We start from the raw sequence: 23,399 nt of genomic DNA, 5'->3' as shown, positions 1-23,399 counted from the left end.
GCCGCCTCCGTCTAGCGGCCGTCGAACAGGTCGGCCTCGAGGCCGCCCGCCTTGTCGCGCGCGTCGTAAGCCTGGACGATCTTGGTGACCAGCGAATGACGGACCACGTCGGCGTCGGTGAACTGGACGAAGGCGACGCGGTCGAGCTTGGCCAGCAGGTGCACCGCGTCGCGCAGGCCGGAGTGCTGGTGGCCCGGCAGGTCGATCTGCGAGAGGTCGCCGGTCACCGCCATGCGGCTGTTCTCGCCGAGCCGGGTCAGGAACATCTTCATCTGGGTCGGCGTCGTGTTCTGGGCCTCGTCCAGGATGATGAAGGCGTTGGCCAGGGTGCGGCCGCGCATGAAGGCGAGCGGCGCGATCTCGATCTCGCCGGTCTCCAGGCGCTTGTTGACCTGGTCGCCGGGCAGCAGGTCGTGGAGCGCGTCGTAGAGCGGGCGCAGATAGGGGTCGATCTTCTCCTTGAGGTCGCCGGGCAGGAAGCCCAGGCGCTCGCCGGCCTCGACCGCCGGGCGCGACAGGATGATGCGGTCGATCCGGCCCTGCAGCAGCATCGAGACCGCGACGACCACCGAGAGGTAGGTCTTGCCGGTGCCGGCCGGGCCGATGCCGAAGACCAGCTCGTTGTCGAGCAGCGCCTGCACGTAGGCCATCTGGCCGGGCGAGCGCGGCGTGACGTGGCGCTTCTTGGTGACCAGCCTGAGGCTGTCGCCGTGCAGCGCGTCGAGCGTCTCCTTTTCCTCGCGGTCGCTGAGCATGCGCACCGCGGCGTCGATCTCCTGCTCGTCGACCGGCATGCCCTTCTTCAGCCGCTTGTAGAGCGCGCCGAGCACCCGCTCGGCGCGGCCCTGGTCCTCCTCGGAGCCGCGCACCGTGACGGTGTTGCCGAAGGAATCGATCGACACGCCGAGGTGCTGCTCTAGCCTCGCCAGGTTGCGGTTGTGCTGGCCGAACAGCAGGGGCACCAGCGCCTTGTCGTCGAACTGCAGCTCATGGGGCTGTCGGGTCAAGCGGCCGGTCCCTCAGGCGGCGGAAGCCGCGGCGCAGCCGCGCGCGGCGGAATCGACCCGGACGGGCTCCGGCTCGATGGCGGCGACCCGGCCCCTGACGCTGTTCGGGTGGGCCTCGAGGATCTCGACCTCGGCGATGCGGCCGAGCAGGCGCGGCGGCGCCTCGAGCGTCACCGACTGCATGTAGGGGCTGCGGCCGGCCAGCTGTCCGGCGTGCTTGCCGGCACGCTCCAGCAGCACCGGCAGGCGGCGGCCGACGCTCGCCTGGTTGAAGGCGAGCTGCTGGGCGCCGAGCAGCTGCTGCAGCATGGCCAGGCGCTCGGCCTTGACCGGGTCGGGGACCTGCTCCTCGACCGCGGCGGCCGGGGTTCCCGGACGGGTCGAGTACTTGAACGAATAAGCCTGGGCGTAGCCGACGTCCGACACCAGGCGCAGCGTCTGGGCGAAGTCCTGGTCGCGCTCGCCCGGGAAGCCGACGATGAAGTCGCCCGACAGAGCGAGGTCGGGGCGCGCGGCGCGCAGCCGCTCGACGAGGCGCCGGTAGTCGTCGGCGCTGTGCTTGCGGTTCATCGCCGCCAGCACGCGGTCGGAGCCGGCCTGGACCGGCAGGTGCAGGTAGGGCATCAGCGCCGGCACGTCGCGGTGCGCGGCGATCAGCTCGTCGTCCATGTCGCGCGGATGCGAGGTCGTGTAGCGGATCCGCTCCAGGCCCTCGATCTCGGCGAGCGCGGCGATCAGGCGGGCCAGGCCCCAGCTCGAGGGCGCACCGGCGGCCGTCGCCGGCGCCTCGCCGTGGTAGGCGTTGACGTTCTGGCCGAGCAGGGTGATCTCGACGGCGCCCGCGGCGACCAGGCGGCGCGCCTCGTCCAGCACCTGGGCGGCCGGGCGCGAGCTCTCGGCGCCGCGCGTGTAGGGCACGACGCAGAAGCTGCAGAACTTGTCGCAGCCCTCCTGCACCGAGAGGAAGGCGGCCGGGCCCTGGCCGCCGGTCTCCTCCGGCAGGAAGTCGAACTTCGATTCGACCGGGAAGTCGGTGTCGACCAGGCCGCGGCCGCGCTCGCCGCCCTCGGCGCGGCGCACCAGCTCCGGCAGGCGGTGATAGGTCTGCGGGCCGAGCACGATGTCGACCGCCGGGGCGCGGCGCTGGATCTCCTCGCCCTCGGCCTGGGCGACGCAGCCGGCGACCGCGATCACCAGCCGGCGGCCGGCGGCCTCGGCGGCCTGCTTCAGCGGGCGCAGCCGGCCGACCTCGGAGAAGACCTTCTCGCTGGCCTTCTCGCGGATGTGGCAGGTGTTCAGCAGGATCAGGTCGGCCTGCTCCGGGACCTCGGTCGCGGCATAGCCGAGCGGCGCCAGGACGTCCGCCATACGGGCAGAGTCGTAGACGTTCATCTGGCAGCCGTAGGTCTTGATGTAGAGCTTTTTCGTCGTCACCGTTCGGCGCGACCCCTTGACGACGCGGTCACGCTCCTCGCGCGCGGGCTTCCGCCCGTTCCATAGCATCTTCCGTCAGCCGGCGGCAACGTTCGCCCGCTTGCGGCCGAAGCGCCGGCGGCGTTTCTCGCGCGGCGGCAGGCGGCCCGAGATGGCGCGTGCGACTCCGGCCTCGACAATGGCGTGGCAGTGGTCGGCCAGGGCCTTGCGGCTGCCCAGGGCCTCGATGGTCACCGGCTCGTGGAACTCGACGACCACGGTCAGCCGGCCGAGGCCGAGGCTCTCCCAGAGATGGCCGCCCAGCTCCATGTCGCCGTACCAGGCGAAGTAGGGCCGCAGGTAGCGGCCCATCGGCACGTCGTCGAGCCGGGTGTAGGCGATCGAGACCGGCTGGACGACCAGCGGCGTGTCGCGGACCCGGCGTTCGGCGACGCTGAACAGCGCGCTCTTGAAGGGCAGCACGAAGTTGCCGTCGCTGCTGGTGCCCTCGGGGAACAGGATCAGGTCGTCGCCGGCCTCGAGCCGCCGCTGGATCTCGTCGCGCTGCACGCCGCTCTGGCTGCGCCGGCGGTCGACGAAGACCGAGCGCTGCAGCTTGGCCAGCCAGCCGAAGAACGGCCAGTCGGCGACCTCCTTCTTGGCGATGAACGAGGCCTGAAGCTGGCTGCCGAGCACCGTGATGTCGAAGTAGGAGACATGGTTGCAGGCATAGAGCGTCGGATGCTGGCGCCGCGGCCGGCCGCGCCGCTCGACCCGGATGCCCAGGCAGCGCGCGGCCTGGCGGTGGTACCAGAAGGGCAGGCGCTTGGCGAGGCGGGCATGGACCAGCAGCAGGACCGCCTGGACCGGCATCAGCGCCAAGGTCAGGCCGACGAACAGCAGGATGCGCCGCAGGGCCAGAAACGGCGAGCCGAAGTAGCCCTCGGCCGGCCTCACGGCGCGTCTCCGGGCCGGACGCGGGTCAGGTGGCGGCGGTACTTCTCGGTCACCAGGTCCGGCTTGACGATGACGCAGACGTCGGTCGTGCCGAAGTCCTTGTCGACCACCGCGCCCTCGCCGATGTAGCCGCCGAGCCGCAGGTAGCCCTTGATCAGCGGCGGCAGGTTCTGCATCGCCTTGCGCGGGTCGAAGCTGTCCGCCGGCTGGCGGTTCATCTCGGTATAGCGCTCGGGCAGGGCGCGCGGCCGCAGCGCCGGCGGCCCGAGGTGGTGGTGGTAGAGATAGGAGAGGTGCACCGACAGCTCGTCGGGGTCGGTGCCGTGCAGGCTGGCGCAGCCGAACAGCAGGGTGATCTCGTGGTAGGCGACGTAGGCGGCGATGCCGCGCCAGACCAGCTGCATGGCGATGCCGGTCCGGTAGGCCGGGTGCACGCAGGAGCGCCCGAGCTCCATGATCTCGCCGGGATAGGCCAGCAGGCAGGCGATGTCGTACTCGGTCGCCGTATAGAAGCCGCCGGCCGCGTCGGCCTGCAGCCGGCGCATGAAGCGGTAGGTGCCGACCACGGCGTCGCGCTCGGTGTCGAACAGCAGCAGGTGGTCGCAGAAGGCGTCGAAGCGGTCGTGCTCGCGGCCGGTCGAGACGCGCTCCGGGGTCGCCTCGGCGCCCATCTCCTCGACGAAGACCTGATAGCGCAGGCGCTGCGAGGCCTCGATCTCGGCCTCGCTCTCGGCCAGGCGCAGGTGCAGGCCACGCAGCCGCTCGTCGACCGGGCGTCCCGGCCGGGCCTTGGCAAGTCTCGCTCTGTCGCTGCCGCTGTCGTTCATGCTCTCGCTGGGGTCGCCGTCGCTGGGACCGTCGTCGCTGGGACCGTCGCCGGGATCGCTGCCGGGCGCCGGCCGCTCACGCCTTGCCGGACTCGTCGCGCGCGGCGCCGCGATCCTTCGCCTTGACGCCGTAGAGCTCGAGCCGGTGGTCGATCAGCTTGTAGCCGAGCTCCTGGGCGATCAGCCGCTGCAGGCGCTCGATCTCGGCATTGTAGAACTCGATGACTTCGCCCGAGTTCATGTCGATCAGGTGGTCGTGGTGCGCCTCGCTGGCTTCCTCGTAGCGCGCCCGGCCGTCGCCGAAGTCGTGCCGCTCGAGGATGCTCGCCTCTTCGAAGAGCTTGAGCGTGCGATAGACCGTGGCGATCGAAATGCGCGGGTCGAGCGCCGTCGCCCGCATGTAGACCTGCTCGACGTCCGGGTGATCGCTGGCTTCCGACAGCACGCGGGCGATCACCCGGCGCTGGTCGGTCATCTTCAGCCCCTTCTCGATGCAGCGGCGCTCAAGCCGGTCCGGCATCCTCGCTCCCTACCCTGCTCCGCGACGCGTCGCCCGAGTATAGCGAAAGGGCGCGCGAAAGCCCAAGCCATCGCGCGCCCCCGGCGAGTCGTCAAGCGGTTAGGGCAGCGGTCTATCCGCGCGGGCGCGTGCCGAGGCCGATCTGCTTGGCCAGCTTGCTGCGCTGCTTGGCGTAGTTCGGCGCGACCATCGGATAGTCGGCCGGCAGGCCCCACTTCTCGCGGTATTCCTCGGGCGTCATGTCGTAGGCAGTCTTCAGATGCCGCTTCAGCATCTTCAGCTTCTTCCCGTCCTCCAGACAGACGATGTAGTCTGGCATGACCGATTTCTTGACCGGGACGGCCGGCGTCGGCCGCTCGGCGTCCTTGGCCGGCGCCCCGCCGACAGTTGCCAAGCTCGTATAGACATCGCGGATCAGACCGGGAAGATCGGCTGCCGCGATCGAATTGTTCGACACATGGGCAGCAACGATATTCGTCGTGAGGCTCAACAATTCGTTCGTTTTCGCTTCTTCGGTCATTGTTTCTCTCGGCTCGGACAGGGAATTCGTCGCTATATATTCATACGGGACGATCCTTGCAACTCTATTCAAACAAGGCCAGCAAAGCCAGGCCAGGGACCGCCAGATTTTCGTTTTAAGGGTAATGATCTAAGAAACAGACCGGTTCTGCTTTATGTTGCAGAGGTCGCCATCCCTGCTCGGGAGTCGAACACTCCGTCGGTGCAGACCGCCGACGGCCCCCGTCAATCGCCGAGTCGGCGCACCATGACGAGGGCGTCGCGCGGGCCGTCGGGGCCGCTCAGGTAGGCCGGCCGGCGCCCGACTTCGACGAAGCCGCGCGCCCGGTAGAGTGCCTGCGCCTCGGGGTTGTCGACGGCGACCTCGAGGAACAGCCTGGCCGTCCCCTCGGCGGCCAGCGACTCCAGCCCGGCGTCGAGCAGCCGGCCGCCGATGCCTTCGCGGCGCCGCTCGGGATCGACGCCGAGGCTCAGCACCTCGGCCTCGTCGGCGGCGCGGCGCACCAGGAGGAAGCCGAGCGGCCGGCCGGCCACGTCGAGCGCCAGCCAGCCGCCGGCGCCCGGCATGGCCAGGATCTCGGCGAGCGCGCGCCGGTTCCAGGGATCATGCGGAAAGCTGCGGCGATGCAGCGCCGCCAGCGCCTCCAGGTCGGTCGCCGCGAGGCGGCGGACCGCCGGGACGTTTCCCGGCGCACTCACCGCGCGCCGCGCCCCGGCGGGGCCGGCTGCGTGGTGTCCGGCGGTCTCAGATAGAGCGCGGCCGGCGGAGGGCCGCCGGCCGGCGGCAACGGTGCCAGGCTGGCGAGGCGCGCCAGCACGGCGGCGTCGGGCAGCTGCGCCGCCTCGGCGATCCGGCAGCTCCGGCCCTGCGCGGCGAGGGCCTCGGCCAGCCGGCCGGCGCCGCTGCCGGCGAGCAGCAGCGGTCCCTCGAGCCGGGCCGCGGCCTCCCGCGCGGCGCAGGCCCAGGGCGCCTCCGTCGCGCTCGCCTGCGCGTCGAAGCCCTGCAGGAAGAGGTCGCCGCGCTGGGAATCGATCGCGACCAGCAGGCGCTCGCCGGGCACCCGCGCCGGCGCCGCGGCGGCCGCGAGCACCGCGAAGCTGGTCCGGCCGACGAGCGGCAGGCCCGTGGCCAGGGCCAGGGCCCGGGCGGTCGCGAGCCCGATGCGCAGGCCGGTGAAGCTGCCCGGCCCCAGCGTCACCGCGATCCCGGCCAGGTCCGCGTAGCCGCAGCCGGCCTCCGCCAGCACCTCGCCGACCATCGGCAGCAGGCGTTCGCCCTGGCCGCGCGGCCGCGTCTCGAAGGCGGCGGCCAGGACGCGGCCGCCGCGGGCGACCGCCGCCGAACAGGACGGCCCGGAGCAGTCGAAGGCGAGCAGGATCGCCGCGGCGCTGTCTCGGGGCGCGGAGCCGGGGTCGCTCACGGGATTCGCCTCACGGGATGCGCCTCACAGGATGCGCCTCACAGGATGCGACAGACCTCGTCGAAGTCGAAGCGCGGCGAACGCGGGAACAGCCCGTCCGGGTCGCCGTAGCCGAGATTGCACAGGAAGTTCGAGCGCCAGCTCGTGCCGGCCAGGAACGCCGCGTCGACCCCGGCGTTGTCGAAGCCTGACATCGGCCCGCAGTCGAGGCCCAGGGCGCGGGCCGCCAGGATCAGGTAGGCGCCCTGCAGGCTGCCGTTGCGGAAGGCCGTGGCGCGGCGCAGCTCCTGCTTGTCGTCGCCGTCGAACCAGGCCTTGGCGTCGGTGTGCGGGAACAGCTTGGGCAGCTGCTCGTGGTACTCCAGGTCGTAGGCCAGGAGCGCGGTCACCGGGGCTCTCATGGTCTTGTCGACGTTGCCCGGGATCAGATGCGGCCGCAGCCGTTCCTTGGCGTCGCGGCTGATCAGGAAGAGCACGCGCTGGGGCGAGCAGTTGGCCGAGGTCGGCGGCATCTTCCAGAGGGCGTGCAGCCGGTGCAGCAGCGCCGGTTCGACCGGGCGGTCCTGCCAGGCATTGTGGGTCCGGGCCTTGTGGAACAGCAGGTCCAGGCCGGCGTCGTCGAGGGTCGTGTCCAAGGGGCTTGCGCCTCCATCTCGATGCGGGACGGCCCGCGGCCGCGGCCGCGGGAGCTTTCCGCCAAGGTGGCCGAGACGCGGCGGGCGGGCAAGGTTCGTCCCGCCGCAGCTCGCGCCGCGCCGGCTTGCCCCGCGTCGCCCTCCCTCCGGCCGGGGCCCCGGTCAGAAGTTCAGCGGGCGGCTGGCGAACCAGTTGCGGTCGAGGTGCGCGCCCTCCAGCTGATCGAGCCGGTTGCTGTGGATCAGCCCGCGGATCCGCCTCAGGTAGCCCGGCAGCTCGGCATAGCTGTCGAGGGTCGGCAGCAGCCGCTTGGCGCTGGGCACCAGGCCCTCGGCACGCTCGGCGGCGCGGCGCTTGCGGAACGCGCGATAGGCCGGATGGGTGTTGAGGTTGTGCATGTAGGAGCGCACCGACTCCATGAGGTCGGGGAAGGCGCGAAAGCGGACGTTGGTGCCGTCGCGCTTGACCATGTGCGGACCGTTGCCGACCGGCGCGGTCTCGCCGAACAGGGCGTTGCCCTTGACCGCGAAGCGCGAGGTGCCCCAGCCGCTCTCCAGGATCGCCTGGGCCAGGGCCAGGCTGACCGGCACCAGGTCGACCTTGAGCAGCAGGGCGTCGAGGTCGTCCGGCGCCGTGTCGTAGTCGTCGGCCATCCCGGCCAGCCAGTTCTGGTCGCCGGCGCTGATCGCGCGGCCGGACTGGCGGCGCTCCTTGATCGACAGCAGCCGCCCGCGCTCGGCGCGCAGCCGCTCGTTGTTCATCAGGATCAGCGGCAGCACGGCGCGCAGGAACAGCTGCTTGCGCTGCTCGACCTGGCGCAGCTTGCGCAGGTCGCCGGGCAGGCGCGTCACGTAGAGCCGCGGCACGGCGAGCGCGCCGTCGCGCACGCCGGACATCAGGAAGCCCTGGCGCCGGAACAGCGCGTTCAGTCCGGCGGCATCCGACGGGTCGATCCTGACCGGCCGATCCTCGGTGCCGTGCGCGTAGGGGCTGAACCACTGGATGCCGAGCTGTTCGCCGGCCTCCTCGAGTCCCCGATGCCGGTCCGCTTCCCGATGGTCACTGGCGCTGGCCTGGCCGGCGAACAACCAAACGATCGCGACGAGCGCGCCGAGCCCAAGGCCCGACGCCAGGCGCGTCTTCCCCATACCTCTTCAATCCCTCGTCAGCCCTTCTGGAACGCCGCGAATGGTCCCTGTTCCGGTCTTCCCCGAGACCGGATTGCGGCGGGAATGTGTCGCGAGGCGGCCGTCGTCAGTTGACGGCGCGCACCTCGACGACCTCCGGCACGTAATGCCGGAGCATGTTCTCGATGCCCATCTTGAGGGTCGCGGTCGAGGAGGGGCAGCCCGAGCAGGCCCCCTGCATGTGCAGGTAGACGACGCCCTTGTCGAAGCCGTGGAACAGGATGTCGCCGCCGTCCTGGGCGACCGCCGGGCGCACCCGGGTATCGAGCAGCTCCTTGATCTGCTGCACGATCTCGCTGTCCTCTCCGGCTTCGGCGACGGCCTCGTCGCCCTCCAGAATCACCGGCTGGCCGGCGACGAAATGCTCCATGATCGCGCCGAGCACGGCGGGCTTCAGCAGGAACCACTCGCGGCCGGCGTCCTTGCTGACCGAGATGAAGTCGCTGCCCAGGAAGACCCCGGTCACGCCGTCGATCTCGAAGAGCCGCTCGGCGAGCGGCGAGCGCCGCGCCTCCTCGGCGTCGGCGAAGCTGGCGGTGCCGCTCGCCATGACGCTGCGGCCCGGCAGGAACTTCAGGGTCGCCGGGTTCGGGGTCTCTTCGGTCTGAATGAACATGCTTCCTCCTCCGCCCCGCCCAAGGGGGCAACGGCTGCCCGCTATTTGGCCCAACGGCCGGCAAGCTTCAAGCGCGAAGCCGTCGGGCCGGCCGTCACGGGACCTTTGACCGCAGCGGCTCCGGCCGCGCCGGCGCTCAGCTCAGGGCGTCGACGTCCTCGTCGGACAGGCTGCCCGGCACGATCGTCACCGGCACCCGCAGGCGCCCGACGAACTTGCCGGTCAGCGCCGAGACCAGCGGTCCAGGCCCGCCCTGGCCGACGTTGGCGCCGAGCACCAGCACCGAGATCGACGGCTCCTCCTCGATCAGCCCGAGCAGCTCGTCGCGCTTGCCGCCCTCGCGCAGGTAGAGGATCGGCACGCTGCCGGTCAGCTCCGAGGCCCTGGCCGCCTGGCGCTGCAGCACCTGCTCGGCCGCCTGGCGCGCCTCGTCGCTGATCAGCTTGCCGACGCCGAGCCAGTTCTGGAACTCCGAGGGCTCGATGACGTAGAGCAGCGCGACGCGGCCGCCGGAGTGGCGCGCACGCCGGCAGGCGAAGCGCAGCGCGACGCCCATCTCGGGGCTCTCGTCGACGATCACCAGGAAGATCCGCTGGCTCGGCGCGCTCGCAGCCGCCGCTTCCGCGCCGACGGCGTCCGCCTGCCGGTCGCTGGGCGGCAGCTCGCTGGCGGGCTGGTCTGGATCGTTCATGCGCTCGCGGCGCTCCGTTGCGCGTCAGTTCCGCCGGAAGGCGGCATGGGCGACCCATCCTGCCAAAAGCGCGAAGGCAACGGCAACCAAACCGTAGATCGACGGCCGGGTGTGGGCGAAAAGGTAGACGTCGGCTTCCAGGCCGACCTTGCTGACCGACAGCGGGATGGTCTGGGCGCTGACCGCCTGGCCGCCGCGGAACAGGTAGACCTGGGCCTGGTAGTAGCCGACCGGCACGTTCGGCGGCAGGTAGAAGGAGGTCCGGAACAGGCGGTCGTCGCGCAGCGTGACCTTGGCGAGCTCGTGGGCGAACAGCCCCTCGTCCTGCTTGTTGCGGATCAGCGCGGCGCGCCACTGCTCGGCGATGTTCGAGGAGGCGAGCGCCGCCGGTAGCGCGAGCTTCAGGTTGGGCAGGCCGATCTCCAGGCTGCGCAGCACCGTCTGGTCGGCGATCTCCGCGATCGGCCGGGTCGCGGCGACGGCGTAGAAGCTGGGCACCTGCTCGAAGGTCATGCGCGCCGTGTTCATCCAGATCCCGGCGACCCGGCTCTTGCGCAGCACCTGCTGCTCGCCGTCGGGGCCGCGCAGCACGACGACGATGTCGCCCGGCCCGTCGACCGCGCCGAAGAACAGCACGTCCTCGCCCGAGAAGCCGGTGGTGATCGCGACCAGGTAGCTCGAGAGGTCGGCGACCAGGCTGACGGAGCGCGCCGGCAGGGCGATCAGGGCCACCACCGCGGCGCCGAGCAGCACCCGGGCGAGCCGGCGCGGCCGCGTCGGGCGGGGGCGCGGCGCCGTGGGTCGGAGGCTGGCGGAAGGCTGGCTCATGGTCCCTCGCCCGCGCCTCACGACAGCCCGAGCGAGTAGATGTCCTCGGGCGGCACCAGCAGGTCGATCAGCAGCTTGGCACCGACGCAGAGGATCAGCAGGCCGAGCAGCAGGCGCAGCATCTCGCCGGGCAGCTTGGCGCCGAGCCGGCCGCCGAACTGGGCGCCGATCACCCCGCCCGCGACCAGCAGCAGCGCCAGCACCAGGTCGACCGCCTGGTTCTGGCTGGCCTGCAGGAAGGAGACGTTGGCCGAGACGAAGATGATCTGGAACAGCGAGGTGCCGATCACCACCGAGGTCGGCATGCCGAGCACGTAGATCATCAGCGGCACCAGGATGAAGCCGCCGCCGACGCCCATCAGCGAGGAGATCATGCCGACGCCGAAGCCGATCGCCAGCGGCACCAGGGCCGAGATGTAGAGCCGCGACTTGCGGAAGCGGGTCTTGAGCGGCAGGCCGTGCGCCCAGTTGTGGCTGTGCAGCTTGCCCGGCCTGGACTGGCTGCGCCGCCGCATCATGGCGCGCGCGCCCTCCAGCATCAGCATGACGCCGAGCGTGCCGAGCAGCACGACGTAGCTGAGCGAGATGACCAGGTCGATCTGGCCGATCGAGCGCAGCACCGTGAACAGGCCGACACCGAGCGTCGAGCCGACGAAGCCGCCGCCGAGCAGGATCGCGCCCATCTTGACGTCGACGTTGCCGCGCTTCCAGTGCGCCAGCACGCCCGAGACCGAGGAGGCGACGACGTGGGTCGACTGGGTCGCCACGGCGATCGCCGGCGGCACGCCGATGAAGATCAGCAGCGGCGTCATCAGGAAGCCGCCGCCGACGCCGAACAGGCCGGAGAGGAAGCCGATCAGGCCGCCCAGGCCGAGCAGCAGGAAGACGTCGACGGACAGCTCGGCGATCGGCAGATAGACCTGCATGTCCGACTCGACGCGCCTCCCGGAACCGGCGAACGACGGCAGGAGAGCCTCCGCGAATCGCGGCGCCCCCTCTTTCCGGTCAGCAGCTTAGTGCGCTGCAGCGACGAGCGGTAGGGGGCCGGGGCGGTAATTCTCGCCCGGCCCCGTAGAATCTGGAGCCTAGGGCCGCAGCAGGCCGACGATGTCCTGGCACTCCCGCAGGATCGGCTCGGACAGGGCGCGGGCGCGCTCGGCGCCGTCGCGCAGCACCGCGTCGACCGCGCCGGGGTCGGCGGTCAGGCGCTTCATCTCGTCGCCGATCGGCCCGACCTTGGCGACCGCGAGGTCGACCAGCGCCTTCTTGAAGTCGCCGAAGCCCTTGCCCTCGAACTCGGTCAGCACGGCCGCCCAGTCCTCGTCGGCCAGCGCGGCGTAGATGCCGAGCAGGTTGAAGGCCTCCGGCCGGGTCTTGCGGGTCTCGTCGGGCAGCGAGCCGTCGGCCGCCAGCAGGCCGGGGCCCGGCAGCAGGTCGGGGTCGGTCGTCGCCTTCCTGAGCTTCTTGGCGATCTCGTCCGGGCCGTCGGTCATGTTGATGCGGCTCATGTCCGAGGGGTCGGACTTGCTCATCTTCTTGCTGCCGTCGCGCAGCGACATGACCCGGGTCGCGGCGCCCAGGATCAGGGGCTCGATGATCGGGAAGAACTCGGTCTTGTAGTCGTGGTTGAACTTCTGGGCGATGTCCCGGCACAGCTCCAGGTGCTGGCGCTGGTCGTCGCCGACCGGCACGTGGGTCGCCTTGTAGGCCAGGATGTCGGCGGCCATCAGGTTCGGATAGACGTAGAGCCCGGCGCTGGCGTTCTCGCGGTGCTTGCCGGCCTTCTCCTTGAACTGCGTCATGCGGTTCAGCCAGCCGATCCGCGCCACGCAGTTGAAGATCCAGGCCAGCTCCGCGTGGGCGCGCACCTGGCTCTGGTTGAACACGACGTTCTTCTGCGGGTCGATGCCGGCGGCGAGGTAGGCGGCCGTGACCTCGCGGGTGTGGCTGCGCAGCTCCTCGGGCTCCTGCCACAGGGTCAGCGCGTGCAGGTCGACAACGCAGAAGATGCAGTCGTACTGGTGCTGCAGCCGCACGAAGTTGCGGATCGCGCCGAGGTAGTTGCCGAGGTGCAGGTTGCCGGTGGGCTGGACGCCCGAAAAGATGCGCTTCACGGGAACGGCTTTCGAGAGTGAGGGGGTGGTCCGAGACGGGTCGGATCGGCGGCGGTTATCGCCGCTGGGCCGGGAGCGGTCAAGCTGGCCCGGCCGGGGGTCCCACGACTATCCGGAATCGGCCCTCGCGCCGGGATCCGCCGACCCTCGGGGTCAGCCCTTGCGCTTCAGGGCGCTCGTCAGCTCCGCGCGATCGATCGCCTTGAGGGGGAAGGCGAGGCCGAAGTAGACGACGAGGCCTCCGGCGACGAGCAGCGCCAGCGCCGCGAAGCGCTCGCCCGCCGCGCCGTCGAGCCAGCCGGCCAGGGCCCGGGCGCCGGCCCACAGCGCGGCGCCCAGCAGGGCGCTGGTCAGCAGGCTGCGCGGCAGGCGCAGGCGGCTGCGCGCGTCGAGCGTCAGGAAGCCGAGGCGGTGCAGCCGCCAGGCCAGCAGCAGGGTGTTGAGCCAGGAGGCGGCCGAGGCGGCGATCGCGAGACCGAGGAAGCCGATGGCCCAGAACAGGCCGAGTGCCAGCACGACGTTGGCGGCGACGCTGATCAGCGCGAAGCGCAGCGGCGTCACCGTGTCCTCGCGGGCGTAGAAGGGCGGCTGCAGGATCTTGACCAGCACGAAGGACGGCAGGCCGAAGGCGTAGGCGGCGAGCGCCAGGGCGGTCGCCTGGCTGTCGGCGGCGGTGAAGGCGCCGCGCTCGAACAGCACCGAGACGATCGGCTCCGGCGCCACGATCAGCGCGACCGTCGCCGGCAGGGTCAGGAACAGCCCGAGCTCGAGCGCCCGGTTGAGCGCGTACATCGCCGCGACCTCCTGGCCGCCGCGCAGCTTGCGCGACAGGTCGGGCAGCAGCACCACGCCGATGCCGATGCCGATCAGGCCGAGCGGCAGCTGGTACAGGCGGTCGGCGTAGTAGAGCCAGGAGACCGCGCCGGCCTGCAGCGTCGCGATCATCGTGCCGACCAGCAGGTTGAGCTGCATCGCGCCGGCCGACAGCAGGCCCGGCACCATCAGCCGGAACAGGCGGCGCACCCCCGGGGTCAGGCGCGGTCGCGGGAAGCGCAGGGCCATGCCGTTGGCCGCGGCGGCCCAGGCCATGAAGAGGAACTGGCCGATGCCGGCGGCGGTCACCGTCCAGGCCAGCAGCGCGCCGGTGTTGGAGGTCCAGAAGGGCAGGACCAGGAGCAGGCTGACGATGAAGAAGACGTTGAGCAGGATCGGTGCCGCGGCCGCGGCGGCGAACTTGTAGAGAGAGTTCAGGACGCCGCCGAGCAGCGCCACCAGCACCATGAACAGCAGGTAGGGAAAGGCGATGCGGGTCAGCTGCACGGCCAGGTCGAACTGCGCGGGGTCGTCGGCGAAGCCCGGCGCGATCACGACCATCAGCCAGGGCATCGCGGCCATCGCCAGGACGGTCAGCAGCAGCAGGCCGGCGGTCATCGCCGCCATCGCCTCCTCGGCGAAGGCCCGAGCCGCGGCCTGGCCCTCGCGCTCCAGCCGGCCGGCGAACAGCGGCACGAAGGCGGCGTTGAAGGCGCCCTCGCCGAAGAGGCGCCGGAACAGGTTGGGGAAGCGGAAGGCGACGAAGAAGGCGTCGGCGACCGGCCCGGTGCCGAGTGCCTGGGCGATCAGGATGTCGCGCAGGAACCCCAACAGGCGACTGGCGGCCGTGTAGCCGCCGACCGTCGCGAAGCCGCGGATCAGGTTCATGGGCCGCAGTGTCTAGCCGTTTGCGGCGATTCCGGGAAGCACACGGTTGACTTGCCGTTAGGCGTTCTCGTCGTTGCCGTCTTGGTGCCTCCTACTCATCTGTTCTCGCCATACCTCTTCCATCTCAATTTCGGCTACCGCCCTATCGTGTCGATCATACATTTCCACACGTACTCGAGAGTTGCCGCGCAAGAGATCTTTTAATATCTGATTTTGTTCCTTCATTAACTCAGCAATATAGGTCCATGTGTCGTCAGGGCTTATCTGCGTGGTCTTCATTTGTTCGAGATCGATACATACATGATTCTGATGGGTTCTCGCAAGATTGTCCTCACTCTTAACGGAGAAGACTAGTGGTTCTGGCTCGATGTGACCAAAGCGTCCAAGAAGCATGGTTCTTTCCTCCCCGGGCATGAGGAGATTCTGCGAGAAGAATGACATAGAATCGTCGAATTCCCGAAGACGGGGTTCGCGCGCTATTATCTTTCCGTCAAATGATACTTTAATATTCTTTGCCACTCCTGGCCCCAAGTTTACTATTTTGAATTTTAGAGTATTTGACCTTTTCCACGCACAAATCTCAATCCAGACATTCGGTTCGGAATTTGCTTCCCGTGTTTTGCGAGCTTCTTCGGCTAATTCTTTCGTATGCCACGCTAATACAGCGGTTAGTACAACAAGTACCGCTGTTAGCACGTCAGCGACGTTTATTGAAAAATCAAACATGAGGCACTTTACCGCAAGTCTGCGGAGTCGGCAGTGCAACTTAGAAATTTAGCTGTGTAGCTACTGCTGGGCCGCCTTCGCCGCCTTGCCGCCCTTGGCCGCGGCCTTCGCCGGCTTCGCCGCCGCGGGCTTCGTGGCGGCGGGCCGGGGCGGCGCGCCCTCGGCCTGGCACAGGCCGGCGTCGAGCGCCTCGAGCAGGGCCGCCCGGATCCGCTTCAGCTTGGCCTCGGCCTCGATCTTCCCGCCCAGTGCGTCGTGGACGTAGAAGACGTCGATCGCGCGCTCGCCGAAGGTCGCGATCTTGGCGCTGTCGATGATCAGGTTCTGGCGGGTCAGCGCCCAGGTCAGGCGGTAGAGCAGGCCGGGCCGGTCGCGGCCGTTGACCTCGACCACCGTGTGCCGCCGGCTCGCCTTGTTGTCGATCAGCACGCGCGGCGTCACCGTGAAGACCTCGAGCCGCGAGGGCAGGGGCGAGGCCAGCTTCTTCAGCTCCTGCAGCGGCCGCAGGCGCCCGGCGAGGGTCTGCTCGACGGTCGCGGCGAGCTGCGCCAGCTTGTTCGGCTTGTCGAAGGCGCCGCCGTTGGCGTCGACGATGTAGAAGATGTCGAGCGCCATGCCGTCGGCCAGGGTGAAGATGCGCGCGCCCTCGACCGAGGCGCCGCAGATCGCCAGCGCGCCGGCGATGCGGTTCATCAGGCCGGGATGGTCAGCGGTGTAGATCGTGACCTCGGTGACCTCGCGGTAGCGGTCGATGCGCGTCTCGACGGTCAGCGGCCGCCCGCCGGCGTCGGCGTCGCGGATCATCCGGGCGTGGCGGGCGTGGGTCTCGGTGTCGAGCGACAGCCAGTAGGAGGGGTAGCCCTTGTCGAGGTGCCTCTTGACCGCCGCGGCCGGCCAGTCGGCGAGCGCCGCGGCCAGCGCCTTCTTGGCCGCCTCGACCCGGCGCTCCCGACCCTCGGTGATCATGCCGCCCGACAGCAGCTCCTCGGTGCGCCAGTAGAGCTCGCGCAGCAGCGCCGCCTTCCAGGCGGTCCAGACGTTGGGGCCGACGGCGCGGATGTCGGCGACGGTCAGCACCAGCAGCAGGCGTAGCCGCTCGGTCGACTGCACCAGTTCGGCGAAGTCGCGGATCGTCTGCGGCTCGTCGATGTCGCGCTTGAAGGCCGTGTCGCTCATCCTGAGGTGGTAGAGCACCAGCCAGGCGACGGTCTCGGTCTCCTCCTCGGTGAAGCCGAGCCGTGGACAGAGCCGCAGGGCGATCTTGGCGCCGACCTCGCTGTGGTCGCCGGGCCGGCCCTTGGCGATGTCGTGCAGCAGCACCGCGACGTAGAGCACCCGGCGCGAGATCACCTTGCTGACGATCTCGCTGGCAATCGGCGCCTCCTTGGCGAGCCGGCCCCGCTCGATCGCGTGCAGGATGCCGATCGCGAAGATCGTGTGCTCGTCCACCGTGTAGTGGTGGTACATGTTGAACTGCATCTGGCTGACCACCCGGCCGAAGTCGGGCACGAAGCGGCCGAACACGCCGGCCTCGTTCATCCGGCGCAGCGCCACCTCGGGATCCTGCTCGCTGGTCAGGATCTCCAGGAAGATCCGGTTGGCCTCCGGGTCCTCGCGCAGCTTGAGGTCGATGCGCTTCAGGTTCTGGGTGATCCAGCGCAGCGCGTCGGGGTGGATGTCGAGCTCGTGCTTCTGGGCGACCCGGAAGATGCGCAGGATGTCGAGCGGCTTGTCGCGGAAGCGCTCGGGACCCTCGACGCAGAGCCGGTCGCCCTCGACCTTGAAGCCCTCGATGCGCCGGCGCCGGGTGAAGGACGGCAGGCGGAAGCGGGAGCGGCGGTTGTACTGGGCCTCGAGCTGGGCGCAGAAGATCCGGGTCAGCGCCCCGACGTCCTTGGCCATCAGGAAGTAGTGCTTCATGAAGCGCTCGACGGCCCGGGTGCCGGCATGGGCCGTGTAGCCCATGGCCGGCGCCAGCTGCGCCTGCAGGTCGAAGGTCAGGCGCTCCTCGGCGCGGCCGGTCGTCCAGTGCAGCAGGCAGCGCAGCGCCCAGAAGAAGTCGAGCGCCTTGTCGAAGCGGCGCGCCTCGGCGCGGGTGAAGACGCCCCTGTCGATGAGCCGCTGCACCGAATCGACGCCGTAGACGAACTTGGCCAGCCAGAAGAGGGTTTGCAGGTCGCGCAGGCCGCCCTTGCCCTCCTTGATGTTCGGCTCCAGGACGTAGCGCGAGCCCTCGCCGAAGCGCTTGTGGCGGCGGTCGCGCTCGGTCAGCTTGGCCTCGATGAAGGCCGCCTCGAAGCCACTGCGCACCTCGCCGTCATAGCGCTTCTTGAGCTCCAGGTAGAGCTTCTGGTCGCCCCAGAGGAAGCGCATCTCCAGCAGGTTGGTCGAGATGGTCTGGTCGCCGCGCGCCTGGCGCAGGCAGTCGTCGACCGAGCGCGTCGCGTGGCCGACCTTGAAGCCGAGGTCCCAGAGGAAGTAGAGCACGGCCTCGACGACCTGCTCGCTGCGCGGCGTGATCTTGTAGGGCAGCAGGAACAGCAGGTCGACGTCGGAGCCCGGCGCCAGCTCGCCGCGACCGAAGCCGCCGACCGCAACCAGGGCCAGGCGCTCGGCGGTCGAGGGGTTGTGCAGCGGATAGAGGTCCTTGGCGACGTGGTCGTAGACCAGGCGCACGACCTGGTCGGTCAGGAAGCAGAGGCCGCGCGCCGTCTCGATGCCGCCGGCCTCGCCGGCCTCCAGGCGCTGGCGCAGCAGGCCGCGGCCGCGCTGCAGGGCGTCCTTCAGCAGCTCCAGGATCTCGGCGCGCGCGCGCTCCGGGCCGGAGGCGCGCAGGCAGATCGCGGTGATCCGCTCCTGCAGCTTCGAGCGGTCGACGATCGCCCGCCGGCGCCGGGACACCGGCGCGCCCGCGCCGCCCTGGGCCTTGGTCGCCCGGCGCCTCTCGGCGCCGCCACCCTCCGGCAAGACTGCCGCGTCCATGATCCGCTTCAATTCCTCACGACAGGTCGTTGCTGCAGGATGTTGGCCGGTCCCGCGCCGGAACAAGCCCGCGCGGGCGAGCACGCGCCCTGGGACGAGTGCTCCCATAGAGGTTAACATGCCGTGATGCTGTCGCACTCCCCCGCCGTCCGCTTCCCGCTCGCCGCCCTGCCGGCGGTCCTCCTGCTCGCTCTGGCGCTGGCCGCCTGCGGCGGGCCGTCCGCGCCGCCCCGGCCGGCGAGCGCGGCTTCCGGCGCCCGGGTCGGGCCCGAGGGCGCGCCCTCGGAAGCCGAGGCGCCACCCCAGCTGCAGACCCGCGCGACGATCTCGCGCGAGCTGGCCGAAGGGGGCCGCAGCCTGCGCGTCACGGTCGACGACCTGCGCCCCGGCGAGCGCGTCGCGCTGATTGCCCTGGAAGGCCCCGACGGCAGTCGCGTCGTCGCCGGTCCCGACCAGATCCGCACCGGCAGCCGGACCAGCGGCACCGGCACGACCCGGCCGCGTGTGCAGCTCGAGGGCGGCAACAACGAGCGGATGGGCGTGACCCTCTCGATGGACGTCTTCTCGACCCGGCCGAAGGGCGAGCCGGAGCGCGAGTCGGCGCTCGCCTGGGCCTTCCTGCCGCTGCCCGACCCGGCCGCCTATGCCGCCGCGCCGGGCCGCTGGACGGTCCAGGCCACCCTGCAGGACGAGACCGGCCGCAGCCTGGAGATCGGCGACTAGCCTGCGTCCGGAGCGAGGCGCCGCAGCTCGTAGAGCAGCTCCAGGGCCTGGCGCGGGGTCAGCTCGTCGGGGTTGATCTCGGCGAGGCGCCGGTCCAGCGTGCTCGGGCCTTTCGGCCCCGGCTTCTCGGCCCTGGCGGCGGTCGCGGCGAAGAGCGGCAGGTCGTCGGCGAGGCGGGTCAGGGCGCTCGCCTGCTCGCCCTGCTCCAGCACCGCCAGCACCTCCTCGGCGCGCGCCACGGCGGCGGCCGGCAGGCCGGCCAGCTTGGCGACGTGGATGCCGTAGGAGCGGTCGGCGGCGCCGGCTGCGACCTCGTGCAGGAAGATCACCTGGTCCTGCCACTCCTTGACCCGCATCGAGTGGCAGGACAGGGCCGGCAGCTTGGCGGCGAGGCTGGTCAGCTCATGGTAGTGCGTGGCGAAGAGCGCCCGGCAGCGGTTCTTCTCGTGCAGGTGCTCGACGCAGGCCCAGGCGATCGACAGGCCGTCGAAGGTCGCCGTGCCGCGGCCGATCTCGTCGAGGATGACCAGGCTGCGCGGGCCGGCCTGGTTCAGGATCGCCGCCGCCTCGACCATCTCGACCATGAAGGTCGAGCGGCCGCGCGCCAGGTCGTCGGCGGCGCCGACCCGGCTGAACAGCCGGTCGACCGTGCCGATCACGGCGCGCTCGGCCGGCACGAAGCTGCCGGCCTGGGCGAGCAGGGCGATCAGCGCGTTCTGGCGCAGGAAGGTCGACTTGCCGGCCATGTTCGGGCCGGTCAGCAGCCAGATCCGGTCGTCGGGCAGGAGCCGGCAGTCGTTGGCGACGAAGGGACCGTCGCCGCCGCGCTTCAGCGCTGCCTCGACGACCGGGTGGCGGCCGCCCGTGACCTCGAAGCGCGCCGAGTCCTCGACCGCCGGCCGGCACCAGTCCTGCTCGGCGGCGATCTCGGCGAGCGCCGCCGCGACGTCGATCTCGGCCAGGGCCGCCGCCGTGTCGGCGACCGCCGCGGCCCGCTCCAGCACCGCCGCCGCCAGCTCCTCGAACAGCCTGAGCTCGAGCGCCAGGGCCTTGTCGCCGGCCGAGACGATGCGCTGCTCCAGCTCGGCCAGCTCGACGGTCGAGAAGCGCACCGCGCCGGCCAGGGACTGGCGCTGCCGGTAGGGCGAGTCGGCGCCGGTCGGCATCCTGCCGGCGTTGGCGGCGCTGACCTCGATGAAGTAGCCGAGCACGTTGTTGTGCTTGATCTTCAGGCTCTGGATGCCGGTGTCGGCGGCGTAGTCCGCCTGCAGCCCGGCGATCAGGCGCCGGCTCTCGTCGCGCAGGGCCTTCAGCTCGTCGAGCTCGGCGGAGAAGCCCCTGGCGACGAAGCCGCCGTCGCGTGCCTGCAGCGGCAGCTCGGCGGCGAGCGCCCGGCCGAGCCGCTCGACCAGCGCGTCGTGGCCGCCGAGCCGTGCCGCCGACGCGGCGAGACGCTGCGGCACGGCCCCGGAGGGCAGCGCCGCCAGGCTCCGCTGCAGCGTCGCGGCGCCGGCCAGGCCGTCGCGCACCGCCGCCAGGTCGCGCGGGCCGCCGCGGCCGAGCGAGAGGCGCGAGAGCGCGCGCTCGATGTCCGGGCAGCGCCTGAGGGCGTCGCGCAGGTCGCCGCGCAGCGCCGCCTCCTCGCGCAGGAAGCCGACCGCCTCGAGCCGGCCCTCGATCGCCGCCGGATCGGTCAGCGGCGCCGAGAGGCGCTGGGCCAGCAGGCGTGCGCCGGCGCCGGTCACCGTGCGGTCGATGGTCGCCAGCAGGCTGCCCTTGCGCTCGCCCGAGAGGCTGCGGGTCAGCTCCAGGTTGCGCCGGGTCGCGCCGTCGATCTCCAGGGTCTCGCCGCGCGCCAGGCGGCGCGGCGGCGCGAGGCGCGGCAGCTTGCCCTTCTGGGTCAGCTCGACGTAGTCGACCAGGGCGCCGGCCGCGGCCAGCTCGGCGCGGCCGAACTGGCCGAAGGCGTCGAGCGCACCGACCTCGAACAGGCTCTCCAGGCGGCGCCGCGCGTTCTCGCTGTCGAAGCGGGCGCCGGGCAGCGGCGAGAGGCGCTCGCGCCACTCGGCGAGCGCCTGGTCCAGGCGGCCGGGCTGCAGCAGGCGGTCCGGCAGCAGCAGCTCGCCGGGGTCGAGGCGGGCGAGCGCCGCGGGCAGGCCGGCCGCCGTCGTCTCCTCGGCGAAGAAGTCGCCGGTCGAGATGTCGACCCAGGCGAGGCCGAGGCTGCCGGCGGCCTCGCCGAGGGCCGCCAGGTAGTTGTGCCGGCGGGCGTCGAGCAGCTCGTCCTCGGTGATCGTGCCGGGCGTCACCAGCCGCACGACGTCGCGCCTGACCACCGACTTGCTGCCGCGCTTCTTGGCCTCGGCCGGGTCCTCGAGCTGCTCGCAGATCGCGACCTTGAAGCCCTGGCGGATCAGCCGCGACAGGTAGGCCTCGGCGGCGTGCACCGGCACGCCGCACATCGGCACCTCCTCGCCCTGGTGCTGGCCGCGCTTGGTCAGCGTGATGTCCAGCGCGGCCGCCGCGACGCCGGCGTCCTCGAAGAACATCTCGTAGAAGTCGCCCATGCGGTAGAACAGCAGGCAGTCGGGATTGGCCTGCTTGATCGCCCAGTACTGGGCCATCATCGGCGAGGCGCCGGCCGGGGCGCCGGCCGGGGCGCCGGATGGGGCGGGGGACGGCGGGGAGTCGGCCGCCGTTGCGGCGGCGCTCCGGGTCTGACTGCTTTCGGCCAAGAGGTGCTGCTTCACGCGGGCTTGAAGGGACGGCCGGGCGAGGCTAACACGAGCCCCCCAACGACGAGGAAGGCGAAGATGGCGGAAAGCGAAGAGATCGTCGAGGTGCTCGGGCGCTTCGAGACGCGCGAGGGCTTCGAGGCCGCGGTCAAGGCGCTCAGCGCCGCAGGCTTCGGCCATGCCGACCTCTCGGTGCTCGACACGCACGAGACGATCGATGCCGCTGGCGGCCATTCCGAGGCCTGGCGGGACCGCATCGCCGGGCTGGTCGGCGAGGTGCGCTACGTCGGCCCGGTGACCGACGCCGGCCTGATCGCCCTGGCCGCCGGACCGGTCGGCGCGCTGGTCGCCAGCGTGATCGCCGCGGGCATGTCCGGCCTGGCCCTGCGCGAGCTGTTCGACCAGTCCGAGGCGGGGCCGCACGTCGACGCCTTCGACCGCGCCCTCGAGCACGGCGCCGTGCTGCTCTGGGCCTATGCCCCGACGGCCGAGCGCCAGGCCGAGGCCCGCGCCGCCATGGCGGCCCACGGCGGCAAGGACATCGAGGTCGTCCGGCGCCGGCACAAGTCCGGCGGCACCGCCGGGGCCTGAGCCCAGCGGCGGACGGCGGCGGACGGCCGGGCCGCCCGCCGCCGCGTCGCGGAACTGACCGCCGGTCAGCCGCCGAAGCTGAGCGCGTGCTGCGGCAGCATCTCGCCGGTCACCACGGTCAGCGTCGTCCAGTGCATCGTCTCGTCGGCGGCGATGCGGCCGGCGACCTGGGCGAGCTGGTCGTCGGTGAAGCTCGGGATGACGCCGAGGTAGGCGTTGGCCGCCTCCTTCTCGAGCCGCATCGCCAGCGCCAGCACGTCGGCCCGGGTCCTGATCGCGCCGGCGTCGAGCGACTGGGCATAGTCGCTCATGGGCAGCGGCTGGACCGGCTGGGCGCCGAGCTTGGCGACCGTCGAGGCCAGCGCGTCGCGGTGCTCCTTGTGCTGGCTCTGGAACAGCACGGCGGTGTCCAGCACCTTGCCCTTGAGCAGGCCGCTCTCGGCGCCGACCTGGTAGGCGGCGATCGCCTGGTGCTCCAGGCCGAGCGCGACGTTGAGGATCGCGGCGTCGGCCTCGGGGTCGCTCGCCATGCCTGCCTGGGCCATCTTGCTCTTGTCGGCGGCCATCGATTCGCAGCCGACCAGCAGCGCCACCGCGGTTGCCGACAGCACGGCCTTGCCGCTGCCGCTCATGAAGCTGCGGCGGCCGGCGTCGAGCAGCGGACGGGTCGCGGGCTTGATCATGGACATGAAGGTCTCCTTCGCGTGGTTCCTTGAAGCGGGCGCCGGCCCTCTCGGGAACCGGCGTCGGCAGGAGCTACGCGGGGGCACCGGCGAACGGATGCAGGCGCCGGCCGATTTTCTCGGAGGGCGGCCGGCGGCACCTAGGAGCCTGTCCGGCTAAAGGCGCGGCGGTTTGGGCGGCTGGGTGGCTGGGGGTGGTGGCTTGTCGAGCGGTGCATGTCTGGTGGTCAGGCGGTGCGTGCGATGAGGAGCTTTGCGAGGTTGTGGACGGTGCAGACGAGGGCCCACTCGTGACGGACCTTGGCGTATCCGCGCAACAGGAACTGGCGGAAGCCCCTGGCCGCCTTGATCTGCCCGAACACCGGCTCGACGACCTGCTTCCTGAGGCGGTAGCGGCTGCGCGGGCCGGCGCGTCTGAGCTTGGCGTCCATGGCGGCCATGCGGCTGCCCGGGGCGATGCGTCTGGCGCCGGTGTCGCCGGCGCGGCCGTGGCGGGCGCGGCCGGGCATCAGGTAGCCCTGG

23 protein-coding genes are annotated in these 23,399 nt (G+C 71.1%); 2 read left to right on the top strand and 21 right to left on the bottom strand.

The features are described from left to right. Window positions 1–11 precede the first annotated feature (11 nt). From B9O00_RS26820 to B9O00_RS26740, 18 genes are all read right to left on the bottom strand, one after another. Window positions 12–1,007 carry a PhoH family protein gene (locus B9O00_RS26820; RefSeq protein WP_179243990.1) on the bottom strand — a complete coding sequence of 332 codons (996 nt, stop codon included), beginning with the start codon at window positions 1,005–1,007 and terminating at the stop codon, window positions 12–14. Between the two features lie 12 nt (window positions 1,008–1,019). Then, window positions 1,020–2,441 (bottom strand): tRNA (N6-isopentenyl adenosine(37)-C2)-methylthiotransferase MiaB, encoded by a 1,422-nt coding sequence (gene miaB, locus B9O00_RS26815; RefSeq protein WP_268810792.1) that lies wholly within the window; start codon window positions 2,439–2,441, stop codon window positions 1,020–1,022. 75 nt (window positions 2,442–2,516) lie between these two features. Then, window positions 2,517–3,377, bottom strand: a complete 861-nt coding sequence (locus tag B9O00_RS26810; RefSeq protein WP_218822960.1) for a lysophospholipid acyltransferase family protein — start codon at window positions 3,375–3,377, stop codon at window positions 2,517–2,519. Continuing rightward, window positions 3,374–4,204, bottom strand: coding sequence for a GNAT family N-acetyltransferase (locus tag B9O00_RS26805; protein ID WP_085125798.1), 831 nt, complete (start codon window positions 4,202–4,204; stop codon window positions 3,374–3,376). Before B9O00_RS26805 ends, B9O00_RS26810 begins: the two co-directional genes overlap by 4 nt. 76 nt (window positions 4,205–4,280) lie before the next feature. Next, entirely contained in the window at window positions 4,281–4,724 is a 444-nt protein-coding gene (locus B9O00_RS26800; RefSeq protein ID WP_085125797.1) for a Fur family transcriptional regulator, read from the bottom strand. A 112-nt stretch (window positions 4,725–4,836) separates the two neighbouring features. Further along, complete coding sequence (locus B9O00_RS26795; RefSeq protein ID WP_085125796.1) at window positions 4,837–5,244, bottom strand: Ros/MucR family transcriptional regulator; 408 nt, start codon at window positions 5,242–5,244, stop codon at window positions 4,837–4,839. A 224-nt stretch (window positions 5,245–5,468) separates the two neighbouring features. Then, window positions 5,469–5,942: a ribosomal protein S18-alanine N-acetyltransferase gene (rimI, locus tag B9O00_RS26790; RefSeq protein ID WP_200808676.1), complete on the bottom strand. Its 474-nt coding sequence runs from the start codon at window positions 5,940–5,942 to the stop codon at window positions 5,469–5,471. After that, the gene (gene tsaB, locus B9O00_RS26785) at window positions 5,939–6,664 is read right to left on the bottom strand and encodes a tRNA (adenosine(37)-N6)-threonylcarbamoyltransferase complex dimerization subunit type 1 TsaB (RefSeq protein WP_085125795.1); all 726 of its coding nucleotides are present in this window, start codon (window positions 6,662–6,664) and stop codon (window positions 5,939–5,941) included. Before tsaB ends, rimI begins: the two co-directional genes overlap by 4 nt. Window positions 6,665–6,702: 38 nt before the next feature. After that, complete coding sequence (locus B9O00_RS26780) at window positions 6,703–7,299, bottom strand: malonic semialdehyde reductase (protein ID WP_085125794.1); 597 nt, start codon at window positions 7,297–7,299, stop codon at window positions 6,703–6,705. Between the two features lie 162 nt (window positions 7,300–7,461). After that, a complete protein-coding gene (locus B9O00_RS26775) occupies window positions 7,462–8,448 on the bottom strand; it encodes a glucosaminidase domain-containing protein (RefSeq protein WP_085125793.1) in 987 nt (328 codons plus the stop codon). Window positions 8,449–8,554: 106 nt separating this feature from the next. Beyond that, a complete protein-coding gene (locus tag B9O00_RS26770) occupies window positions 8,555–9,103 on the bottom strand; it encodes a NifU family protein (RefSeq protein ID WP_085125792.1) in 549 nt (182 codons plus the stop codon). Between the two features lie 136 nt (window positions 9,104–9,239). Next, entirely contained in the window at window positions 9,240–9,794 is a 555-nt protein-coding gene (locus B9O00_RS26765; RefSeq protein ID WP_085125791.1) for a universal stress protein, read from the bottom strand. A gap of 24 nt (window positions 9,795–9,818) precedes the next feature. Beyond that, complete coding sequence (locus B9O00_RS26760; protein WP_085125790.1) at window positions 9,819–10,622, bottom strand: TIGR02186 family protein; 804 nt, start codon at window positions 10,620–10,622, stop codon at window positions 9,819–9,821. A gap of 17 nt (window positions 10,623–10,639) precedes the next feature. Beyond that, window positions 10,640–11,548, bottom strand: a complete 909-nt coding sequence (locus B9O00_RS26755; RefSeq protein WP_085125789.1) for a sulfite exporter TauE/SafE family protein — start codon at window positions 11,546–11,548, stop codon at window positions 10,640–10,642. A 159-nt stretch (window positions 11,549–11,707) separates the two neighbouring features. Further along, a complete protein-coding gene (trpS, locus tag B9O00_RS26750; RefSeq protein WP_085125788.1) occupies window positions 11,708–12,736 on the bottom strand; it encodes a tryptophan--tRNA ligase in 1,029 nt (342 codons plus the stop codon). A 153-nt stretch (window positions 12,737–12,889) separates the two neighbouring features. Then, window positions 12,890–14,437: a murein biosynthesis integral membrane protein MurJ gene (murJ, locus tag B9O00_RS26745; protein ID WP_085125787.1), complete on the bottom strand. Its 1,548-nt coding sequence runs from the start codon at window positions 14,435–14,437 to the stop codon at window positions 12,890–12,892. Between the two features lie 57 nt (window positions 14,438–14,494). Then, window positions 14,495–15,163, bottom strand: a complete 669-nt coding sequence (locus B9O00_RS32725) for a DUF8453 domain-containing protein (RefSeq protein ID WP_143596356.1) — start codon at window positions 15,161–15,163, stop codon at window positions 14,495–14,497. Window positions 15,164–15,223: 60 nt separating this feature from the next. Beyond that, on the bottom strand, window positions 15,224–18,145 hold the full coding sequence (locus tag B9O00_RS26740; protein ID WP_085125786.1) for a [protein-PII] uridylyltransferase: 2,922 nt from the start codon (window positions 18,143–18,145) through the stop codon (window positions 15,224–15,226). Between the two features lie 126 nt (window positions 18,146–18,271). On the opposite strand from B9O00_RS26740, the gene B9O00_RS26735 reads away from it, so the two are divergent. Further along, entirely contained in the window at window positions 18,272–18,868 is a 597-nt protein-coding gene (locus B9O00_RS26735; RefSeq protein WP_085125785.1) for a hypothetical protein, read from the top strand. On the opposite strand, the gene mutS is transcribed toward B9O00_RS26735, so the two are convergent. Next, window positions 18,865–21,495 (bottom strand): DNA mismatch repair protein MutS, encoded by a 2,631-nt coding sequence (gene mutS / locus B9O00_RS26730; protein ID WP_085125784.1) that lies wholly within the window; start codon window positions 21,493–21,495, stop codon window positions 18,865–18,867. The two genes, B9O00_RS26735 and mutS, sit on opposite strands and share 4 nt — an antisense overlap. Before the next feature lie 186 nt (window positions 21,496–21,681). On the opposite strand from mutS, the gene B9O00_RS26725 reads away from it, so the two are divergent. Beyond that, complete coding sequence (locus tag B9O00_RS26725; protein ID WP_085125783.1) at window positions 21,682–22,194, top strand: hypothetical protein; 513 nt, start codon at window positions 21,682–21,684, stop codon at window positions 22,192–22,194. 65 nt (window positions 22,195–22,259) lie between these two features. Here B9O00_RS26725 and B9O00_RS26720 read toward each other — a convergent pair whose 3' ends face one another. Both B9O00_RS26720 and B9O00_RS33940 read right to left on the bottom strand, forming a co-directional pair. After that, window positions 22,260–22,883 (bottom strand): ferritin-like domain-containing protein, encoded by a 624-nt coding sequence (locus B9O00_RS26720; RefSeq protein ID WP_085125782.1) that lies wholly within the window; start codon window positions 22,881–22,883, stop codon window positions 22,260–22,262. Window positions 22,884–23,104: 221 nt separating this feature from the next. Continuing rightward, a partial coding sequence (locus B9O00_RS33940; RefSeq protein WP_235017193.1) for a transposase occupies window positions 23,105–23,399 on the bottom strand: 295 nt, incomplete at its 5' end.

Source organism: Tistlia consotensis USBA 355 (genome assembly GCF_900177295.1).
Lineage (GTDB): Bacteria > Pseudomonadota > Alphaproteobacteria > Kiloniellales > DSM-21159 > Tistlia > Tistlia consotensis.
This window is presented reverse-complemented; position numbering and strand designations above follow the sequence as displayed.